The 15194-nt window shown below is 48.6% G+C and carries 15 protein-coding genes and 1 tRNA gene; 2 read left to right on the top strand and 14 right to left on the bottom strand.

Annotation, left to right across the window (positions count from 1 at the left end; genetic code table 11):
* The first annotated feature begins 338 nt into the window (after positions 1-338).
* Positions 339-1076 (top strand): hypothetical protein, encoded by a 738-nt coding sequence (locus QZ280_RS02345; protein ID WP_293440712.1) that lies wholly within the window; start codon positions 339-341, stop codon positions 1074-1076.
* A gap of 656 nt (positions 1077-1732) precedes the next feature.
* Here the strand turns inward: QZ280_RS02345 and QZ280_RS02350 are convergent.
* From QZ280_RS02350 to QZ280_RS02410, 13 genes are all read right to left on the bottom strand, one after another.
* Complete coding sequence (locus tag QZ280_RS02350) at positions 1733-4069, bottom strand: peptidoglycan-binding domain-containing protein (protein WP_293440713.1); 2337 nt, start codon at positions 4067-4069, stop codon at positions 1733-1735.
* Positions 4070-4270: 201 nt separating this feature from the next.
* Positions 4271-4807, bottom strand: coding sequence for a recombinase family protein (locus tag QZ280_RS02355; protein WP_293440714.1), 537 nt, complete (start codon positions 4805-4807; stop codon positions 4271-4273).
* A gap of 651 nt (positions 4808-5458) precedes the next feature.
* The gene (locus QZ280_RS02360) at positions 5459-5719 is read right to left on the bottom strand and encodes a hypothetical protein (RefSeq protein WP_293440715.1); all 261 of its coding nucleotides are present in this window, start codon (positions 5717-5719) and stop codon (positions 5459-5461) included.
* Positions 5720-5760: 41 nt separating this feature from the next.
* On the bottom strand, positions 5761-5946 hold the full coding sequence (locus QZ280_RS02365) for a hypothetical protein (RefSeq protein ID WP_293440716.1): 186 nt from the start codon (positions 5944-5946) through the stop codon (positions 5761-5763).
* Positions 5943-6101, bottom strand: a complete 159-nt coding sequence (locus QZ280_RS02370) for a hypothetical protein (protein WP_293440717.1) — start codon at positions 6099-6101, stop codon at positions 5943-5945. Before QZ280_RS02370 ends, QZ280_RS02365 begins: the two co-directional genes overlap by 4 nt.
* A gap of 171 nt (positions 6102-6272) precedes the next feature.
* Positions 6273-7190: a hypothetical protein gene (locus QZ280_RS02375; RefSeq protein ID WP_293440718.1), complete on the bottom strand. Its 918-nt coding sequence runs from the start codon at positions 7188-7190 to the stop codon at positions 6273-6275.
* Between the two features lie 134 nt (positions 7191-7324).
* Positions 7325-8533 carry an integrase gene (locus QZ280_RS02380; RefSeq protein ID WP_293440719.1) on the bottom strand — a complete coding sequence of 403 codons (1209 nt, stop codon included), beginning with the start codon at positions 8531-8533 and terminating at the stop codon, positions 7325-7327.
* 97 nt (positions 8534-8630) lie between these two features.
* Positions 8631-8705 (bottom strand) — tRNA-Phe (locus QZ280_RS02385).
* 74 nt (positions 8706-8779) lie between these two features.
* A complete protein-coding gene (gene yacG, locus QZ280_RS02390; RefSeq protein WP_293440720.1) occupies positions 8780-8986 on the bottom strand; it encodes a DNA gyrase inhibitor YacG in 207 nt (68 codons plus the stop codon).
* On the bottom strand, positions 8983-10005 hold the full coding sequence (locus QZ280_RS02395; RefSeq protein WP_293440721.1) for a ribonuclease E/G: 1023 nt from the start codon (positions 10003-10005) through the stop codon (positions 8983-8985). The genes yacG and QZ280_RS02395 overlap by 4 nt, the downstream gene beginning before the upstream one ends.
* Positions 10002-10580, bottom strand: coding sequence for a nucleoside triphosphate pyrophosphatase (locus QZ280_RS02400; RefSeq protein WP_293440722.1), 579 nt, complete (start codon positions 10578-10580; stop codon positions 10002-10004). Before QZ280_RS02400 ends, QZ280_RS02395 begins: the two co-directional genes overlap by 4 nt.
* Positions 10581-10646: 66 nt before the next feature.
* Complete coding sequence (infA, locus tag QZ280_RS02405; protein WP_293440723.1) at positions 10647-10865, bottom strand: translation initiation factor IF-1; 219 nt, start codon at positions 10863-10865, stop codon at positions 10647-10649.
* An 82-nt stretch (positions 10866-10947) separates the two neighbouring features.
* Entirely contained in the window at positions 10948-11850 is a 903-nt protein-coding gene (locus QZ280_RS02410) for a carbon-nitrogen hydrolase family protein (RefSeq protein ID WP_293440725.1), read from the bottom strand.
* A gap of 71 nt (positions 11851-11921) precedes the next feature.
* Here QZ280_RS02410 and mnmH point away from each other — a divergent pair, with 71 nt between their 5' ends.
* Positions 11922-12974 carry a tRNA 2-selenouridine(34) synthase MnmH gene (mnmH, locus tag QZ280_RS02415; RefSeq protein ID WP_293440726.1) on the top strand — a complete coding sequence of 351 codons (1053 nt, stop codon included), beginning with the start codon at positions 11922-11924 and terminating at the stop codon, positions 12972-12974.
* Here mnmH and selD read toward each other — a convergent pair.
* Entirely contained in the window at positions 12957-15119 is a 2163-nt protein-coding gene (selD, locus tag QZ280_RS02420) for a selenide, water dikinase SelD (RefSeq protein ID WP_293440727.1), read from the bottom strand. The genes mnmH and selD overlap by 18 nt on opposite strands.
* Between the last annotated feature and the right edge of the window lie 75 nt (positions 15120-15194).

Genomic DNA, 15194 nt, shown 5'->3' on the forward strand with positions numbered 1-15194 from the left:
TTGTAAAAATGGTGCCCAGGGGCGGAATCGAACCACCGACACGAGGATTTTCAATACACGGACAATATTTAAAATCAATAACTTGCGTATCTGTGTCTATTTTTGTGTCTAGGTTCAATTTGACAAAAATATACTAACCTGTTGATTGATCATACAGACCCACTAGCAAGGAGACTCAACTCCTTGCCAGAGAACAATATCTACACAGATATTGATTGCTCAATAGTTGTTCACCGTGCGATCTCTGCCTGAAGCGGGCTTCGTAGATTTACTCGGTGTAAAAATTTAGATAAAATAACAGCAGTCGATATTAAACTCTGGAAAGATTGGCTGAAAATATGAATAAGGCAAATTTCTGCAAGATAGCGGCAGTTATGCTGGTCGTCTTCTCTAACGGACCAGTAAGTGCTCAAAGTACAAAGCTTGCGGATTACGCAGGCGCTTCAGAGTTTTTGCAAGACGAATTCAGAAAGCTGGCGCGCAAAGATGCACGTAAATTAAGAGATCATTTCCGACAGAGACCTGATGATTTCAAAATTTGGGGCTCGATACATCGAGCTTGTCCAACTGTGTATTGGTGGAATAACAGCAATGGGTCTCAAAAGGATACTCAAAGAGCACTTCAAAATTCTATAAAGAAAGAGTTAAAGGGATTCCCATCAGGCACGATCAAGAAATGTATGGAAGTCGGTCCAATTTTCTCGGACCGCAAGCCAACGAAACATTGGCGTAACAAAAGTAATTTTTATACGCTCATATCGGCGGTAGCCCTTAAAGATGTAAAAACAGGATCTGTAAGTCTACTCAAATCTTTAATTTCTATTAATACAAAGGCAGGTAAGACAAAAGCAGCTCTCCATAACGAACAACTGCAAGTAGTATGTGATATTAATAATATCAATATGAAGAATAAGACAGCTAAAGCAGACTGCAAGGGTTTGGGGCGAGGAAACGTAGTCCTTTCTGAGGGAAGAAATGCAACACTTTCTATTTCAACATCCAAAGTAGTAATTTTTGCGGTATGTTGTTCCGATATTCCAAAAGCTAAAAGAATTTATCCGGATATCTTCAAATAATTTTAACCCCAGAAATACGAGTATTTATGCGAATTGAAAATTAATACGTTATTTTTAATTCTTTCAACGGCTAGGAGGTCCTTAGGTGTATTTTTAGTGTAACCAAAGCTCACGCTATCATTGGTAAATATACCTGCAAATTTTTTTGCGTCTATAATATCCGTAAAATCATTACGTAAATTCTTGCATCACAACCATAATTACAAGCAACACTAGTGAATTCAGATCGCGAATTGAGCTTTGTGGATTGTTCCAAAAATTCTTCAAGCTAGTTGATCTTGCAAGTCACATCCCAAGTATACCAATAACTACTACTAGATGATCTCTTGTACCAAAAATCATAACCTCCTTTGTTTTTAACTCGGAATTTAAATTTTAAAGAATTAGACCATTTGGGATATGTAAACTTAGGATCATGTTTCAAAAAATACATCGTTCCTACTCCAGCTTTTTTAGCGTTCAATTTGTAAAGCTTAAGCCATTTTTCACTTGTCCCAAATCTGGCTGTCATTCGCGTAGTATCCATTTCTAAAAAGCTGATATTATATTTAGTCCAAGGATCATTAAATTTACAGGTTTATGTCTCTGCTTGGAGAGCAGTTGAGTTAAGCAACAAAGCCAATATCAAAATAGGTTGTTTAAATTTATGTAGTATTTTATTTCTCACTTGATACAATCCAGCGGCTTTCGAAATCATTGGCTAGCTTCCATTCATCATTATTTGTCTGACAATTCTCAATTTTTATTTTTCGCCACATATCAAAATCATCATCTTTTATGGCTCTGATATTTCGGCAATACGTTTCAAATTCACCAATTACCCGGTTCTTAATAGTTAACTTAATTTCAACCACGGCACCTTCCAAAATGCGCCCATTGTAGTTTACTGAGCCATAGTCAATTTTCTCAAACGTCAACCCTGTTTGCTCCCATTTTTCCAACGCAAGCTCCTGTATATCCTCAATGATAGGGTCGAACGGACTACTATTTTCAGTTTCTGAGTCAATGATATCGAGACCAAGGTATTGCCGAGTATAGTTGGCGTCCAAAGGCGAATATGCGAATCCAAAATCAATAGCGGTTTTAGTCATAATAGCTAGTTGATCCAGTATCGCAGTATACCTAATATCGTACTTGTTACGCAACGCCGCCTGTCTTACCAACGCCTTAGCCATTGCTGCTTTACGCGCTTGTTCATTCAACAACTTTTTTTGTTCACGTGCCTCTTGCTCCGATAACTGTATTTTGGCGATCTGTGTGCGCTTTTCTGCTATTTCTAACAAGACTTTGTCAGTTACCCATACGGGTAGTACGGTATATTCAAGGTTATTGTTTTTTGCTGCATCTATAAGCTGTGCGAGATCCTGAGAAACAGCATAGATATACCCACATCTATCTCTTTGTATTTGGCGAAATGCATCAATGATGTTTTCATCGAACTGAACGCTTTGCAGACTTTCCTCGAACAGGGTTGCTAAATCAAAGTTTCCTCGTAACGCATCAATGTGATCAGCATTTTCCTCAGGTACCAATAAGCACATAGCACTTATAGAATTGTCAAAAGATAGCACTCCATAGCCAGACTTTTCACCGCTCAAAATGCTATCTTCGTAGATTTCTGACATCAGTGAAAATTTTGCCTTAACAGCCATTGCATCAGACCGAGAAACCTCCCTTAGTTGCTCATAGCCACTTGAAAACGCTAATGGTGTACGCCCCTCGATTAAGCGTAGACCTGTTATAGCGAGGATGTCCCCGCTATTTTGGCATGCCTGCTCATATATGAAATAGTTGTCCGGTCTTAATTCTTCCGCCACGTAGTCAAGCACAGTATAGCGTTGCCATTTATCCCAATCACCAATGACACAGATGTTCACCATACCTTCTGAAAGCTGGGGTTGTCCGCTTAAACCCTTAAAAAGGTGAGGTGCGTTCCCAGAAAAGTTACCGAACAAGTATAATGCATCAGCAAGATAGGGAGATTCTAAATCAATGTCCTTTGAAGTGGGTTTTATGATCCCTATTTTCTCATTCATTTCAGCAACTGCAGCCAAAACTTCTTCGACTACCGACAAGTTGTCGTCTTTCTCAACCGCTTCAGCAGTGGCAATTAGCTTGATTACGTCTGCAGTTCGTTCGTCGAACAAATTTGACTTTGCCCAAGTCCGCGTAAGCGCAATCAATTCAAAAAGGTCTTTTTTGGTTTTTGACAATTCATCTTGGTACGCTTGTTGACGTTCCTCAATTTTCATTTTGTGGAAAGCTATAAACCCTACCTCAGATGAAACGTACACTTTAAATTTGTTAAATGCCTCCTCAAGTGAAGAGTTCCACCGCCCCTTTTTAATGTCGCTAATTTTTGCAAACTCGATGGCAAAGTTTAAACCAAAATTACTATCTCCAGAATTTACATACGCTTCAAGATCTGCAATGAAATTTTCTGTTTCTAATTTATTGGAGATTGCTTCGTTTTCGTTTATCTTTGACGCAAACTGCTCATCTTCTTCTTTGAAGGTTACTAGCTTATTAAGCGCCACAGAAATTGCTTCAGATGATGACGAATTTATTCCAGCTTTATCAAGATACGCTTTAATTGATCTTCTCGTGCCACTTCCGTACAACCCATCAATCGAAGAAGTATAAAGCCCCTCATCAGCAAGCGTTTTTTGTATCTGTATTCGCCCTTCTGCATTAAACTTTCTGAATTCCCGTCCGATAAAGTCTTCTTTTTTTGTCCTTGATTTTTTAGTTTGAGTTTGAGTTTGAGTTTGAGTTCTAGTTTTCGTCGAGGGTGACTTTTGACATAAAGAAGGATTCTGAAAGCATTGAGCGGGCGTTTGCGCTTTTACATTTGAAGAACTCATGAAAAATGCAGTAATGGTAGTGAGCAGAAGAATATTTATAAAATGTTTTGATTTTTTGAAACGTGCGCGAAACGCTTCAACAGTGGACCAAGAAAGTAGTCTAATCGCATCAGTGTCAAAAAAGTTCATGAAAACGCCCATTTAGTTACTCTATTTCGAAGCGAAAGGTAGTGAGTCAGTAATCTAGCCACCATACTAATTCACACCAAATCCACAACCTTCGCCCGCGCATCTTCACTGCCATCAATGTAACGCTGAGTAACGGCGAGCGACGAGTGCCCTGCGAGAGCCTGAACATCGCGCAATGAGCCGCCAACGTTGTCCGAGCTATCACAGATTTCTATAGACTGTCATCCGACTGATACCCATCTGCTCTGCAATCTCTGTCACAGAATGACCCTCATCCTTCATTTTACGAAGACGATTTTCATCAGTAGTTTTCTTGCGACCCTTATAGACCCCACGAGCCTTTGCACGAGCGATGCCTTCTGCTTGTCTCGATCTGATGATGTTACGTTCGAACTCAGCAAACGCTCCCATCATCTGAAGTTGCAGACGAGCGAACGCATCGTCGCTATCACCTGAGAAAGTGAGTTTCTCTTTTAGAAATGAAATGCTGACGCCTTTGTCGTTCAGAGTGCTGATGATGTCCTGTAGATCACGCAAGTCACGAGCCAGACGATCTATGCTCCAGACGATGACTTCATCACCTTCACGAGCGAACTCGATCATCTCAGCAAGTGCTGCTCTGTCACGCTTTGCACCAGAGACTTTTTCTTCGAAGATTTTATCACAATCCAGATCTTGTCTGTCCAAGTTCTGACTTTCACTGCTGACTCTGCGATAACCAATTTTCATCTCTAGCACTCCTCAAAGTGTAACATTTGAATCTAGAGATAACTGGACCTCAAAAAGCCACAACTAAAATCGCCTGTTTTCTTGAAAGAAGTGTCACACGTACACTTGTCACAATGACCTACACTCTTTTGTGACAGCCTTAATTAGAAACGAGAAGGCAGCTGATAAAACATCATTTGACCTCCCACTAAAAACGCGTGATCAGTTGGTGTAATTAAGCTTACGATAACGCTTACCAGACAGGGATACGTGAGAATGAAGACGATAGTGATAAGTACAATTATGGTCGTCGTCGTGATCGTGGCTTTAGTGGCTTACAACATGGTTCAATATAAATGCCTATATTCGAACTACACCACCGCGACTAAGGTACGATTAGAGTACTTCCTCGGAATGGATTGCGAAATACTTAGAAACTACCTACGGGATCAAGACTGAGCCAAAAGGTCAGTAGCTACTACATGGATAAATCTAAGCTAAGACTTCTCTGGGGGGTAGTAGCCTAGAAGGGCATGATAAGTTTAATGCCACAGTACTAACTTGGAACGAGAGAGGGCTACCCCTACCAAACTACCCTTGTTGCTACAAATTCCACCATAGGGATTTCAGCCTAGAGAGCTATACTCTAACTTGATATGCGTTTCCATCTGGAAACGCTATTCAACGCCTGCCACGTGCCTTTGCCGTCAGCGTATGCCCCGCAACATCTACTGCGACACCTGAGCCAATCTGTGCGCGCTGCTTCACAAGACCATCGAACAAGTGATCCAGCGCCTGCTCAATGCGCTTGATGCGCCCTTCGATATCAACGTCACTGCCACCTTTGCGCAAAGCCTGTTGCCCTCGTCTATATGACTGAACTGTTGCATTGCCCTCACGCCGTGACTTTATCCCATACGCAGCCACCGCCCCAGTGCGCACAACCCTCTCGCCTAATTCCACCTGGAATGATTGAAACGGCTTCACGACCGCACCAGAATGATTGTGACATCACCTGAGCCTGCTGACATATCTTTTGCTGCTTTCACGAGTTCACGCTCGTTTGCTGCGACATAGCCATCAACAATCTCAATCTTGCTGATCCGCATCTTTTGAATGACGCGCACGAGATCAGCCTTTGATCTTGGAATAATATGTTCAAGCATCATTGCTCACCCTCCGCTTTCTGCTTTGCAATGAACTCTCGCATCATCAGATTAACCTGCGTTGTCATTGATACCTGCATTGCACGACACAAGCGTTCAAACTCTGCTTTGACGTTTTCAGCGATCCTGTAGTTCACGAGCACCTTTTTTGCTGACATTGATCATTCCTCTTCCTGATAAGATGTAACTCAGCCTTATTTATAAGAGTGCGATGTGCGACTGCCCGAAACCGTCACAAAACGATCCACCTCGTAGTCACCTTAAGATGAGCGCTACATAATGTAGTGATTAAGCAAAATACGCGCAAATATGCTGCAAATCAGCCAGTCTCAGTTAGAGCTGTGTGTTTCTTTATTAGATAAGACAGTCTTCTGCCCACTGCCTACAGTATGCGTAAACATCAATGCTCGCCAGTTACGCTTCTGTATCTGATCATAAAGACCAATCAGTCCAGCCAGTTCAGATTGCAGCATAAGTTCATTGCCAACATCACTGCCAATAAATGAATGTTTGTATCGGGTCGCAGATTTGACAGCATAACTCGCCATCTTGCTTATGTTCACATCAAACAACTTATCCTGATGTAGATTTTGAACATACACGCCAGGAGCACTTGTCTTGAACAAACGTTCATTATTGATCCAGTAAGCATCCCCAAGAACATCTACCAGATCGTCTTCTGTTGCATTCGTCACAGCGTGCCAATGCAATAAAACCCCCACATTGTCGCCTTGAGAGATCCAGCCCATATCATGAGAGTAAGACAACAGTTGCCCAATCTGCTTTTGCTTCTTCACACTCTCAGCATTGTGTGACGAGACAAGAAAGCGATAGTTCACCAACTCCATCTCATAGTTGCCAGCAATCCAGAAAGCCCTGTCCGTCTTGCGCTCTTTCAGCTTCTTCCAGCGTTTGCGATCAAACTCCAGACCAGCCAGAACAGCTGCTTGATCCAGTGAAAACACGCCAACATAGCCACTCGCGTGAAGATGCTTTGAGTTCATATGATCATTGAACTCAGACGACGACCTATCAAGAGATGCGCTATCAAACATTGCCTCTTCATCAATCAGTCGTTTGCGTATCTGCGCCTCCACAGCCTTTGCTGCAGAGTTCCGACAATGCCCACACCAGAGTGACTGACACCGTGATGAACGTGAGCATTCCTTGATCTTGCGCCAAAGAGCTGAGTTGCCTGTGTGCGTCAGTGCATTTTGCACACGTTGCCTTACGTGATAGCCCGACACGTGCTCTTCATTTATGCGCGTCTCTGATGCCATCGCCAGCAAAAGACGGCGATGATCTTCGTGTCTACTTGCTTTGTGACGTTCGTATGCGCTGACCACCTAAATACTCCCTGCTTCTGTAAAGTATTTATACGTCAAGCATCGCCAAAGCTCTGAATGTTCCTGACCTTCGCTGAACTTGGCGCAAGGTTCTTGAGATAGAAGCGTTCAAGCTGATCAACACTCGTGCCAGCATTCTCAGCAAGCCAGTAGATGTTCACTTTGCCATCAGACTTCACGAGCCGTGTTTGCAAAGCATAGTGACGAAGAGAGTAAGGCGATCTGTCGTTGCCGTCCTTGTCTTTCTTCAGCCCTGTTTCTTTTAAGAAATGATTAAAGATGCGTCTGTACGTGTTCACAGCAGTTGTTCTGTTTGAGTACTCGGGCATAAACACATAGTCAGTTGGCTTCGCAGCTACATGCATCTCTCGCTGCTTCTCAAAGATGTCTGCTGCGGCTTGCATCGTAGCTGACTTGCGATACCCAGTCTTGCCTGTCAGCGTCATCAGCAAGTGCCGTGGTTCCTCGTCCATCACTTCAATATCGCAATAGCGGATACCGAACAGTTCTGTCTCAGTTGGGCGCAGGAATGAGTGCACAGCAAAGACGATGACGTTGTAATGCTCTCGTGTCACAGGGACGCCCCTGACGCTCGTCTCGCCATCATCGGCTATCTGCCGTGCTTCCTCTAGCAACAGACCATACTCAGCGTCTGAGAAGCTCACACGCGGCTTATCAACGGTGCGCTGTTTAGGCATCGGTGGAATGATATCAATCACACCGTCTTCGAGAGCTAGCATTAGCACCTGACGAATGACGCCGCACTGCTTTGACTTTGTAGACATCGCTAGTGGCTTGTCTCTCCGCTTATCAAGAAACAGCAGATAATCTCGCACCATTCCAGATGTGATCTTCCCGACATCATGTTTGCCGAAGTAACTGACCAATCCATCCTTCTCACGAAACAAGATTTTTGATTGATCAGAAAACGCATACTTATTGCGAGAGGAGCGTGCCTTCTGCTTTGTGATCTCGCTGAGCATCTTGGCGTAGTGCTCAAAAGATCTGTCCTTACTGACAGCGTGCGCTGAGTTCTGCTTCTTCTTGTAGGTCTCGACGATCTCTTCAGCGACTTCTGCAGCCTCGATCCTGTTCGTCTCTTTGGTGCTGCGAACAACATACTTCTTCTTCACAGCATCATAGATACGAGCGTGCCAGAAAGGTGACCTGCCAGTCTTATAGATACTCAGACCACGCCGCAGATGCTTGATCGTCTTCTTGCTGTTTTGGGATTCTTCAACCAAGCGAATGCCTTAGATCCAGTGTCTAACTGTGTCTAAGTATTGCTGGCGAGTTTTGTGAAATCAACCAGAACGTAACTTATTGATTTTAATATATAAATGGTGCCCAGGGGCGGAATCGAACCACCGACACGAGGATTTTCAATCCACTGCTCTACCCCTGAGCTACCCGGGCACGGGTGACATTTACTGTCGGGGTGCGCGCGTTCTAGGATGGCTGGCGGGGCGTGTCCAGAGCTAACAGACCATTCAATGCAGTTTTTCGTCCGAACTGTTTTCGCCACTTTGCACAGCTTGAACCATTGCATCGAACAAGGCCTCCGCATCGTCGGGATCATTGGAGGCCAACGCGTAAGATCCGCTGAGCCATTTCGCCAAGTCTACATCTGCGCAGCGCTTGGAACAGAAGGGCTTATACGCGGCATCCATCGCTTTGTCGCAAATAGGACAGCTCATTTCAGCAACTCCGTGACGGGGAGGCGCGCGCGTTTGCGTTGTAGCTCAACATGGCCAAGCGGGGTCCAGCCAACAAAGACAGTTTCTATGCTGTCATTTCGCAGCGCGGTTTTCAGCGCGCTTTCAAATCCGCGTCGGTCTTTCTTCGGCATTGGCGCAAGGTCCAATACAATCTGACCACCAAGGCCCCGCAAGCGCAATTCACGCGGCAAGCCTTTGGCAAGAGCAAAATTAGCTTTCGTTCCAGCCGTCATCGAAGTGTCTTTGCCCGTGTTCACGTCTACGGCGACCAAGGCGCGGGTTGGTTCCACATAGGCAAACGCGCCGGCGCCCAATTCGAAACGAGGGCTTTCCAGTGCGTCGATCGCGTCCAGCACCGCGTGAGTTTCAAAGCCACCATCGTCTGTCACGATCTCCGCCGGCTCTACCCAATCACGCCATGCGAGCAGGTGGGGTTTATCCCCCTCAACCAGCTTTTCGCCGCCTGTGCCATCGTCGTTCAGAACCTGATCCGCCAAACCAAGCATTGAGAGAAGATCGTCAGCGATATCCTCTGCGTCGGCATGTTCGCAGGACGAGCGTATGATGATGCCATGTGGCATGTTTTCAACGGTATCATGCACGACAGCCAAGATTTCTTCACGCCGCTCATCATCGCGGATTGAACGAGACACATTAATGCCAGGGGCATTGGGGGTGACGATCACATAGCGCGACTTGAAGAGAACGCGGTTCTGAACGGGGATTGCTTTGCCCTCGTCTGCGTAGCCTGTTACTTGCACCAACAACTCATCACCTGGGGCCATTCCTTTGATCTGACGCAGGAACGCAGCGCCGTCAGGGGTTCTTAAGAACATCCCACCTTGGCCCTTAACGGGGCGATCCGCAATGGCGCGATAGATCGTGCCGGGGGCAGGGGCGTCGGTGGCGATCAGCAAATCGTCGAGCTTGCCGTCTACCACAAGCGCCGCCGCTTCGCGTCCGTTCAGGTGGTCTAGAATAATGGTGCGACCAATCATCTGTAATCTCCAAATACGGGGTATCCCGTTGCTTGCAACAGGGCTGCGGTTTCCGCCAAAGGCAGGCCGACGACAGCGCTAAAGCTGCCGCTGATCCATGGGATGAACGCAGAAGCGGGGCCTTGGATCGCATACCCGCCCGCTTTTCCACGCCAATCATCAGTGGCGAGATAAGAATTGAGCTCAATATCTGAGAGACGCTTCATCTTGACTTTTGTTACGACATCGCGCGCCCAAATCTGGCCGCCCTTTTTTAAAGCAATCGCTGTAATCACGCGGTGACGACGGCCCGACAGGGCGAGCAAGAATTCTGCCGCTTGGCCCGCATCGCTCGGTTTACCCATGATCCGGCGGCCCAAAGCAACCGTAGTATCGGCGCAAAGCACAACTTCATCCGCACCAATCGGCACAGCCGCGACCTTTTCACGAGCCATACGTGCGCAATACGGGCGGGGTTGCTCGGCTTTCATGGGGGTTTCATCAATGTCAGGCGCGCGGATTTCGGCTGGCGTCAAACCGATCTGCGCAAGTAGTTCAAGGCGTCGCGGACTGCCGCTTCCAAGAATAAGTTTCATAGCTCCCTCAAAGCAAAACCGGCCCAAAGGACCGGTTTCATTCGTCTGATTGTCGTTGCGTTCAAGTTACTTAAAACGATAATTAATACGACCTTTCGAAAGGTCATAAGGGGTCATTTCGACCTGAACCTTGTCACCTGCAAGAACACGGATGCGGTTCTTGCGCATCTTGCCCGCCGTATGCGCGATGATCGTATGGCCATTTTCTAGCTCGACCAAGAATGTCGCGTTCGGCAGGAGTTCCTTAACGACAGCGGGAAATTCGAGCGTATCTTCCTTGGCCATGGTATCTCCATTGTTACCTTATCCGCGAACTTGCGGGATTGGCGCTTAAATGAGCGTATTTTTCCAAGATTTCAAGGTATATTCAACGCAGATCGCAATATGTGACGGGTAGGGCACTGGAATGGGCCTGCTTTTCGCTCCAATGGGTGCAATTTCGCACGACTCCCTCGCGGCGTACATGTGCGATTGCACTGCGCGGCGCATCCGCAATTGTCCAACCGGCTTTGCCGATTTCACCTACCGCAAGGACGCCGTCACTGGGAAACCCTGTATCGGGCGGCGCATAAATACCACCCATGCCAGTCGTATCCGTTACGCTCGTAGACCAGTCCACATGGCCGACCAGTGAGGCCATAGCACTCACACATTGCCCTTCAAGTGCGCGCGACATCGCACCAAGACGCACACGCCAATACCCAGCAAGCGCCTCCGTGCAGGAGGGCACAAGAAGATATTCCACACCTGCTTCGACAAGCGCACGCCCCAAAAGTGGGAACTCGCTATCGTAACAAATCAACACGCCAATTTTTCCAAGGTTGGTGTCAAATATTGTCAAAGGTGCGCTTCCTGTCGCGACGTCCCACGGATCGCGTTCGAACATTGTCATAATTTGCTTGTCTTGCACCGCGCTCTTGCCATTGGGGGCAATCAAACGCGTGCGATTGACGGGGCGGTCTGGATGCATATCACCATCAAAAACAGGCGCGGAAGGGGTGAGGATATGTACATCAAATTCGTTGGCTAGCTTGGTGTAGACTGCATCTGACTGAGCAACGCGATCAGAAACCGCGTGTAGGCTTTGCTCCAAATCCATTGACACGTTGCGTCCTGCGAGCGTGCTCAACTCCATCGCGCCATATTCCGGGAAAACCAGTAGTTCCGCACCTTGCTCTGCAGCATCGATCACCCAAGTACGAGCTTTGGCTTCAAATTCGGCCCAATTATCAAACCAATCCAGTGGATAAGCAGCAGTCGCAATTTTCATTTGATCTCTCCCTTGCTCAGCGAACACTCTGCCGCCCTTTCGCATCAGATGAAAGCAGGATAAGCAGCGCCATGGGATTTACGCTCGATAATCTGCGCCGTGACGCGCTCTCGCAGTTTGACACGGTAATCGATGTGCGCTCACCTGTGGAATTTGCTGAGGACCATGTGCCTGGTGCGCTCAACCTGCCTGTGATGAGCAATGAAGAACGCGCCGAAATTGGCACGATCTATGTGCAAGACAGCCCGTTTCGGGCTCGCAAATTGGGGGCTGCGATAGTTGCGCGCAATGCCGCCGCGCATATCGAGAATGAGCTGACTGAGAAAGATGGCGGCTGGCAACCTTTGGTCTATTGCTGGCGTGGTGGACAACGCTCTGTCAGTTTCGCCTCCATCTTAAGCCAAATAGGTTGGCGCACCGAACTTTTGGCAGGCGGTTATCGCAGCTATCGAACACAAGTCGTCAAAGCGCTCTATGAAGATCCCTTGCCGCACCGCTTTGTGCTGCTTGATGGGAATACAGGGTCGGGAAAAACCGCTATTCTACATGAACTTCATGCTCAGGGTGCGCAAATGCTCGATCTGGAGGGTTTGGCTAATCACCGTGGCTCACTTCTAGGGGCGATGCGTGGTGCGCAGCCCAGCCAGAAGATGTTTGAGACCCGTTTGGCTCTCGCGCTTTCAAACCTTGATGCAAGCCGCCCTGTCGTGGCCGAGGCCGAAAGCAGCAAAATTGGCGAACGTTTGATCCCCGCATCCGTTTGGAAATCCATGCGCGCCGCCCCCCGTATTGATATTGCGGCAAGCTTGCCAGCGCGCGCCAAATTCCTCACGCGCGATTATGCGGATGTCCTTGAAAACCCTGCCCACATGGCCGAACGCCTCGACAAGTTGCGCGCGCTGTGTAGCAACGCACGCGTCGATCAATGGTTGGCGTTTCTGAAGGACGGTCAGCTTGAAGACTTGGCTGCTGAATTGATGCAGCGCCACTACGATCAGGGCTACGACCGCTCGCGCGCGGCGCGTGAAACTGCGGTTCTGGCAACGCTGCAAACCGATGGGCTGGAGGCCAACGACATCGCGCGCCTTGCCGCACAGGTCAGTGAACTACTCGATCAGTTTTAAGCGCATTGGACCCTCAATGATCCGCCCGATTTGAACCGCTTCAATACCAAGATCTTGCAAATCTTTAAGCGCGTTCTCAACAGCATTTTCAGGCAAGGCCGCCAGCAATCCCCCTGCCGTTTGCGGATCCAGCATAAGACGCCCGCGCGCTGTTTTTGGTGCATTCATAAGGGGCAGAGCATCGGACAGATTGTCAGGATAAAGGCTTGACTGCACGCCTGCCTCGCTCATCTCCAGCGCTCCGCTGAGCAGCGGCACGACGCGCGCATCAAGTTCCGCACCGACGCTGGAGGAACGACAAATATTCGCGAGATGTCCAGCCAACCCAAAGCCTGTCACATCGGTCATCGCGTGGGCACCCGCCAAAGCCTCCGCATCACGTGCTAAAGGACGAGACATGCTCTCAAACGCGCGCGCCACGTCGGTCCCGAGCGCGCGCATTTGCATCTCTGCGGCAAGGATCACACCTGTGCCAATGGGCTTGGTCAGGATCAATACATCACCCGCTTGCGCGCCGTTGAGCGTAATCGGTGCCGCATCAGCAATCCCTGTCACGCTAAATCCAATGGTAAACTCAGCACCCATGCTCGTGTGCCCACCAATAATCTGCGCGCCAGCGGCCCCCATAACCTCACTTGCCGTTTCCATGATTTCCGCGAGCGTGCGCTCTTGCAGATCCGCGCTCATACGCGGCAAAATTAAACTCACCATAGCCGATTGCGGCGCGGCCCCCATGGACCAGATATCACCAAGCGCATGCACCGCTGCGATACGCGTCATCACGACGGGATCATCGCAAAATGCACGTAAATGATCCGTACTCAGCACCTGTCGCAAACCGTCCATTTGCAAAAGTGCCGCATCATCGCCGGGCAGGGCGACGACATCCTCGCGCGCAGCCCCGTTGTGATCAAACGCCGCTGTAAGCGCGCCGCGCCCCACCTTTGACCCACATCCCGCGCAAATCGGACTGCGATGGGCTTCTGACCCTCGTGCATGCTCGCTTGGCAATTCCAAAGCGACCATCGGCTTCAGGTCATCAAACTGGCGCATGAACTTGCGATCAATCTGGTCTTTCCAACGCCACATCATCGTGCCTGATACAGCAAGCCCGCGTTTTTCTGCCAGCGCCTTTTTTCCACCAAGCGAGATCAGCTTTAAATAATCCGATTGCGGATGATACTCTTTCATTGCGCCACCCGTCAGCGCAGCTCGTAAATTGTGAAATAAAACAGGGGCTTCGCGAACGGCAAACACACCCGCTTTGGGGCGTGGCGCATGGCTGAGATGGGCGCAATCACCAACTGCGAAAATACTCGGATCGCTCTCGCTTTGCAGGGTCGGACCGACTCGCAGGTAGCCGTTTTCCACAGCTAAGCCCAGTTCAGAGATCCAGTCATACGCGCGCGCACCAGCGGCACCCAAGGTCAGCTGCGAGAGCACGGGAGCGCGCCCTTCAATCTCAATGTGATCCGACTCGACCCGCAAGACTTTCGCGTGCTCGATGAGATCAACCCCCAGCGCGTCTAAACTCGCCAACACTTTCTTACGCGCTTGCGTACCCAAGCGACCTAAGGCGCGCGATCGATCAATCAAACTTACCTGCGCAGTTCGCCCCAAACTCTGCAGATGATGTGCTGCTGCCATCGCCACTTCCGCGCCAGCAACGCCAGCGCCCAAGACGGCCACTTCGGCATCACCAGTGCCTCTGCAAAACCCGTCCCAAATGCGCGCAAAATCATCCAAAGGTTTGGCCGGTACCGCGTGTTCGCTAAAGCCATCAAGCTCGGGCATGCCCGATGTGATCCCGATATCGACAGAGCACACATCGTACCCGATTGGCGGACGCCCTGCGACATGCACTTGTTTCAACGCGCGATCAACATGGCTCACCTTGCCCAAGATAACCCGTGCGCCTGCAGCCCGCGCCAAACGCACTAAATCGATATACAGCTCTTCACTGGTATAATGTCCGGCCACAAACCCGGGCAACATCCCACTATATGGGGCGCTGGGCGCAGGGTTGATCAATGTCAGGCGCGCGCCCGCCAAAGGGGCCATCGCCCACATCTTCAATAAGATCGCATGGGCATGGCCACCGCCCACCAGAACAAGGTCGCGGGTGTAGGGAAAATCAGTCTTCATAAAAACCTGCTACACCGAGACTGCGCCAACCGCCACTCACACTCTCGCGACTCCACTTTCGTTTCTTTGGTCCTA

It is taken from the genome of Planktotalea sp. (assembly GCF_018607995.1).
GTDB lineage: Bacteria > Pseudomonadota > Alphaproteobacteria > Rhodobacterales > Rhodobacteraceae > Planktotalea.

What these genes read in the sequence shown, in the direction of transcription:
- QZ280_RS02345 (WP_293440712.1), top strand. Translation starts at nt 339, where the DNA reads ATGAATAAGGCAAATTTCTGCAAGATAGCGGCAGTTATGCTGGTCGTC.
- QZ280_RS02350 (WP_293440713.1), bottom strand. Translation starts at nt 4,069, where the DNA reads ATGAACTTTTTTGACACTGATGCGATTAGACTACTTTCTTGGTCCACT.
- QZ280_RS02365 (WP_293440716.1), bottom strand. Translation starts at nt 5,946, where the DNA reads ATGATGCTTGAACATATTATTCCAAGATCAAAGGCTGATCTCGTGCGC.
- QZ280_RS02370 (WP_293440717.1), bottom strand. Translation starts at nt 6,101, where the DNA reads ATGTCAGCAAAAAAGGTGCTCGTGAACTACAGGATCGCTGAAAACGTC.
- yacG (WP_293440720.1), bottom strand. Translation starts at nt 8,986, where the DNA reads ATGAGCTGTCCTATTTGCGACAAAGCGATGGATGCCGCGTATAAGCCC.
- QZ280_RS02395 (WP_293440721.1), bottom strand. Translation starts at nt 10,005, where the DNA reads ATGATTGGTCGCACCATTATTCTAGACCACCTGAACGGACGCGAAGCG.
- QZ280_RS02400 (WP_293440722.1), bottom strand. Translation starts at nt 10,580, where the DNA reads ATGAAACTTATTCTTGGAAGCGGCAGTCCGCGACGCCTTGAACTACTT.
- infA (WP_293440723.1), bottom strand. Translation starts at nt 10,865, where the DNA reads ATGGCCAAGGAAGATACGCTCGAATTTCCCGCTGTCGTTAAGGAACTC.
- QZ280_RS02410 (WP_293440725.1), bottom strand. Translation starts at nt 11,850, where the DNA reads ATGAAAATTGCGACTGCTGCTTATCCACTGGATTGGTTTGATAATTGG.
- mnmH (WP_293440726.1), top strand. Translation starts at nt 11,922, where the DNA reads ATGGGATTTACGCTCGATAATCTGCGCCGTGACGCGCTCTCGCAGTTT.
- selD (WP_293440727.1), bottom strand. Translation starts at nt 15,119, where the DNA reads ATGAAGACTGATTTTCCCTACACCCGCGACCTTGTTCTGGTGGGCGGT.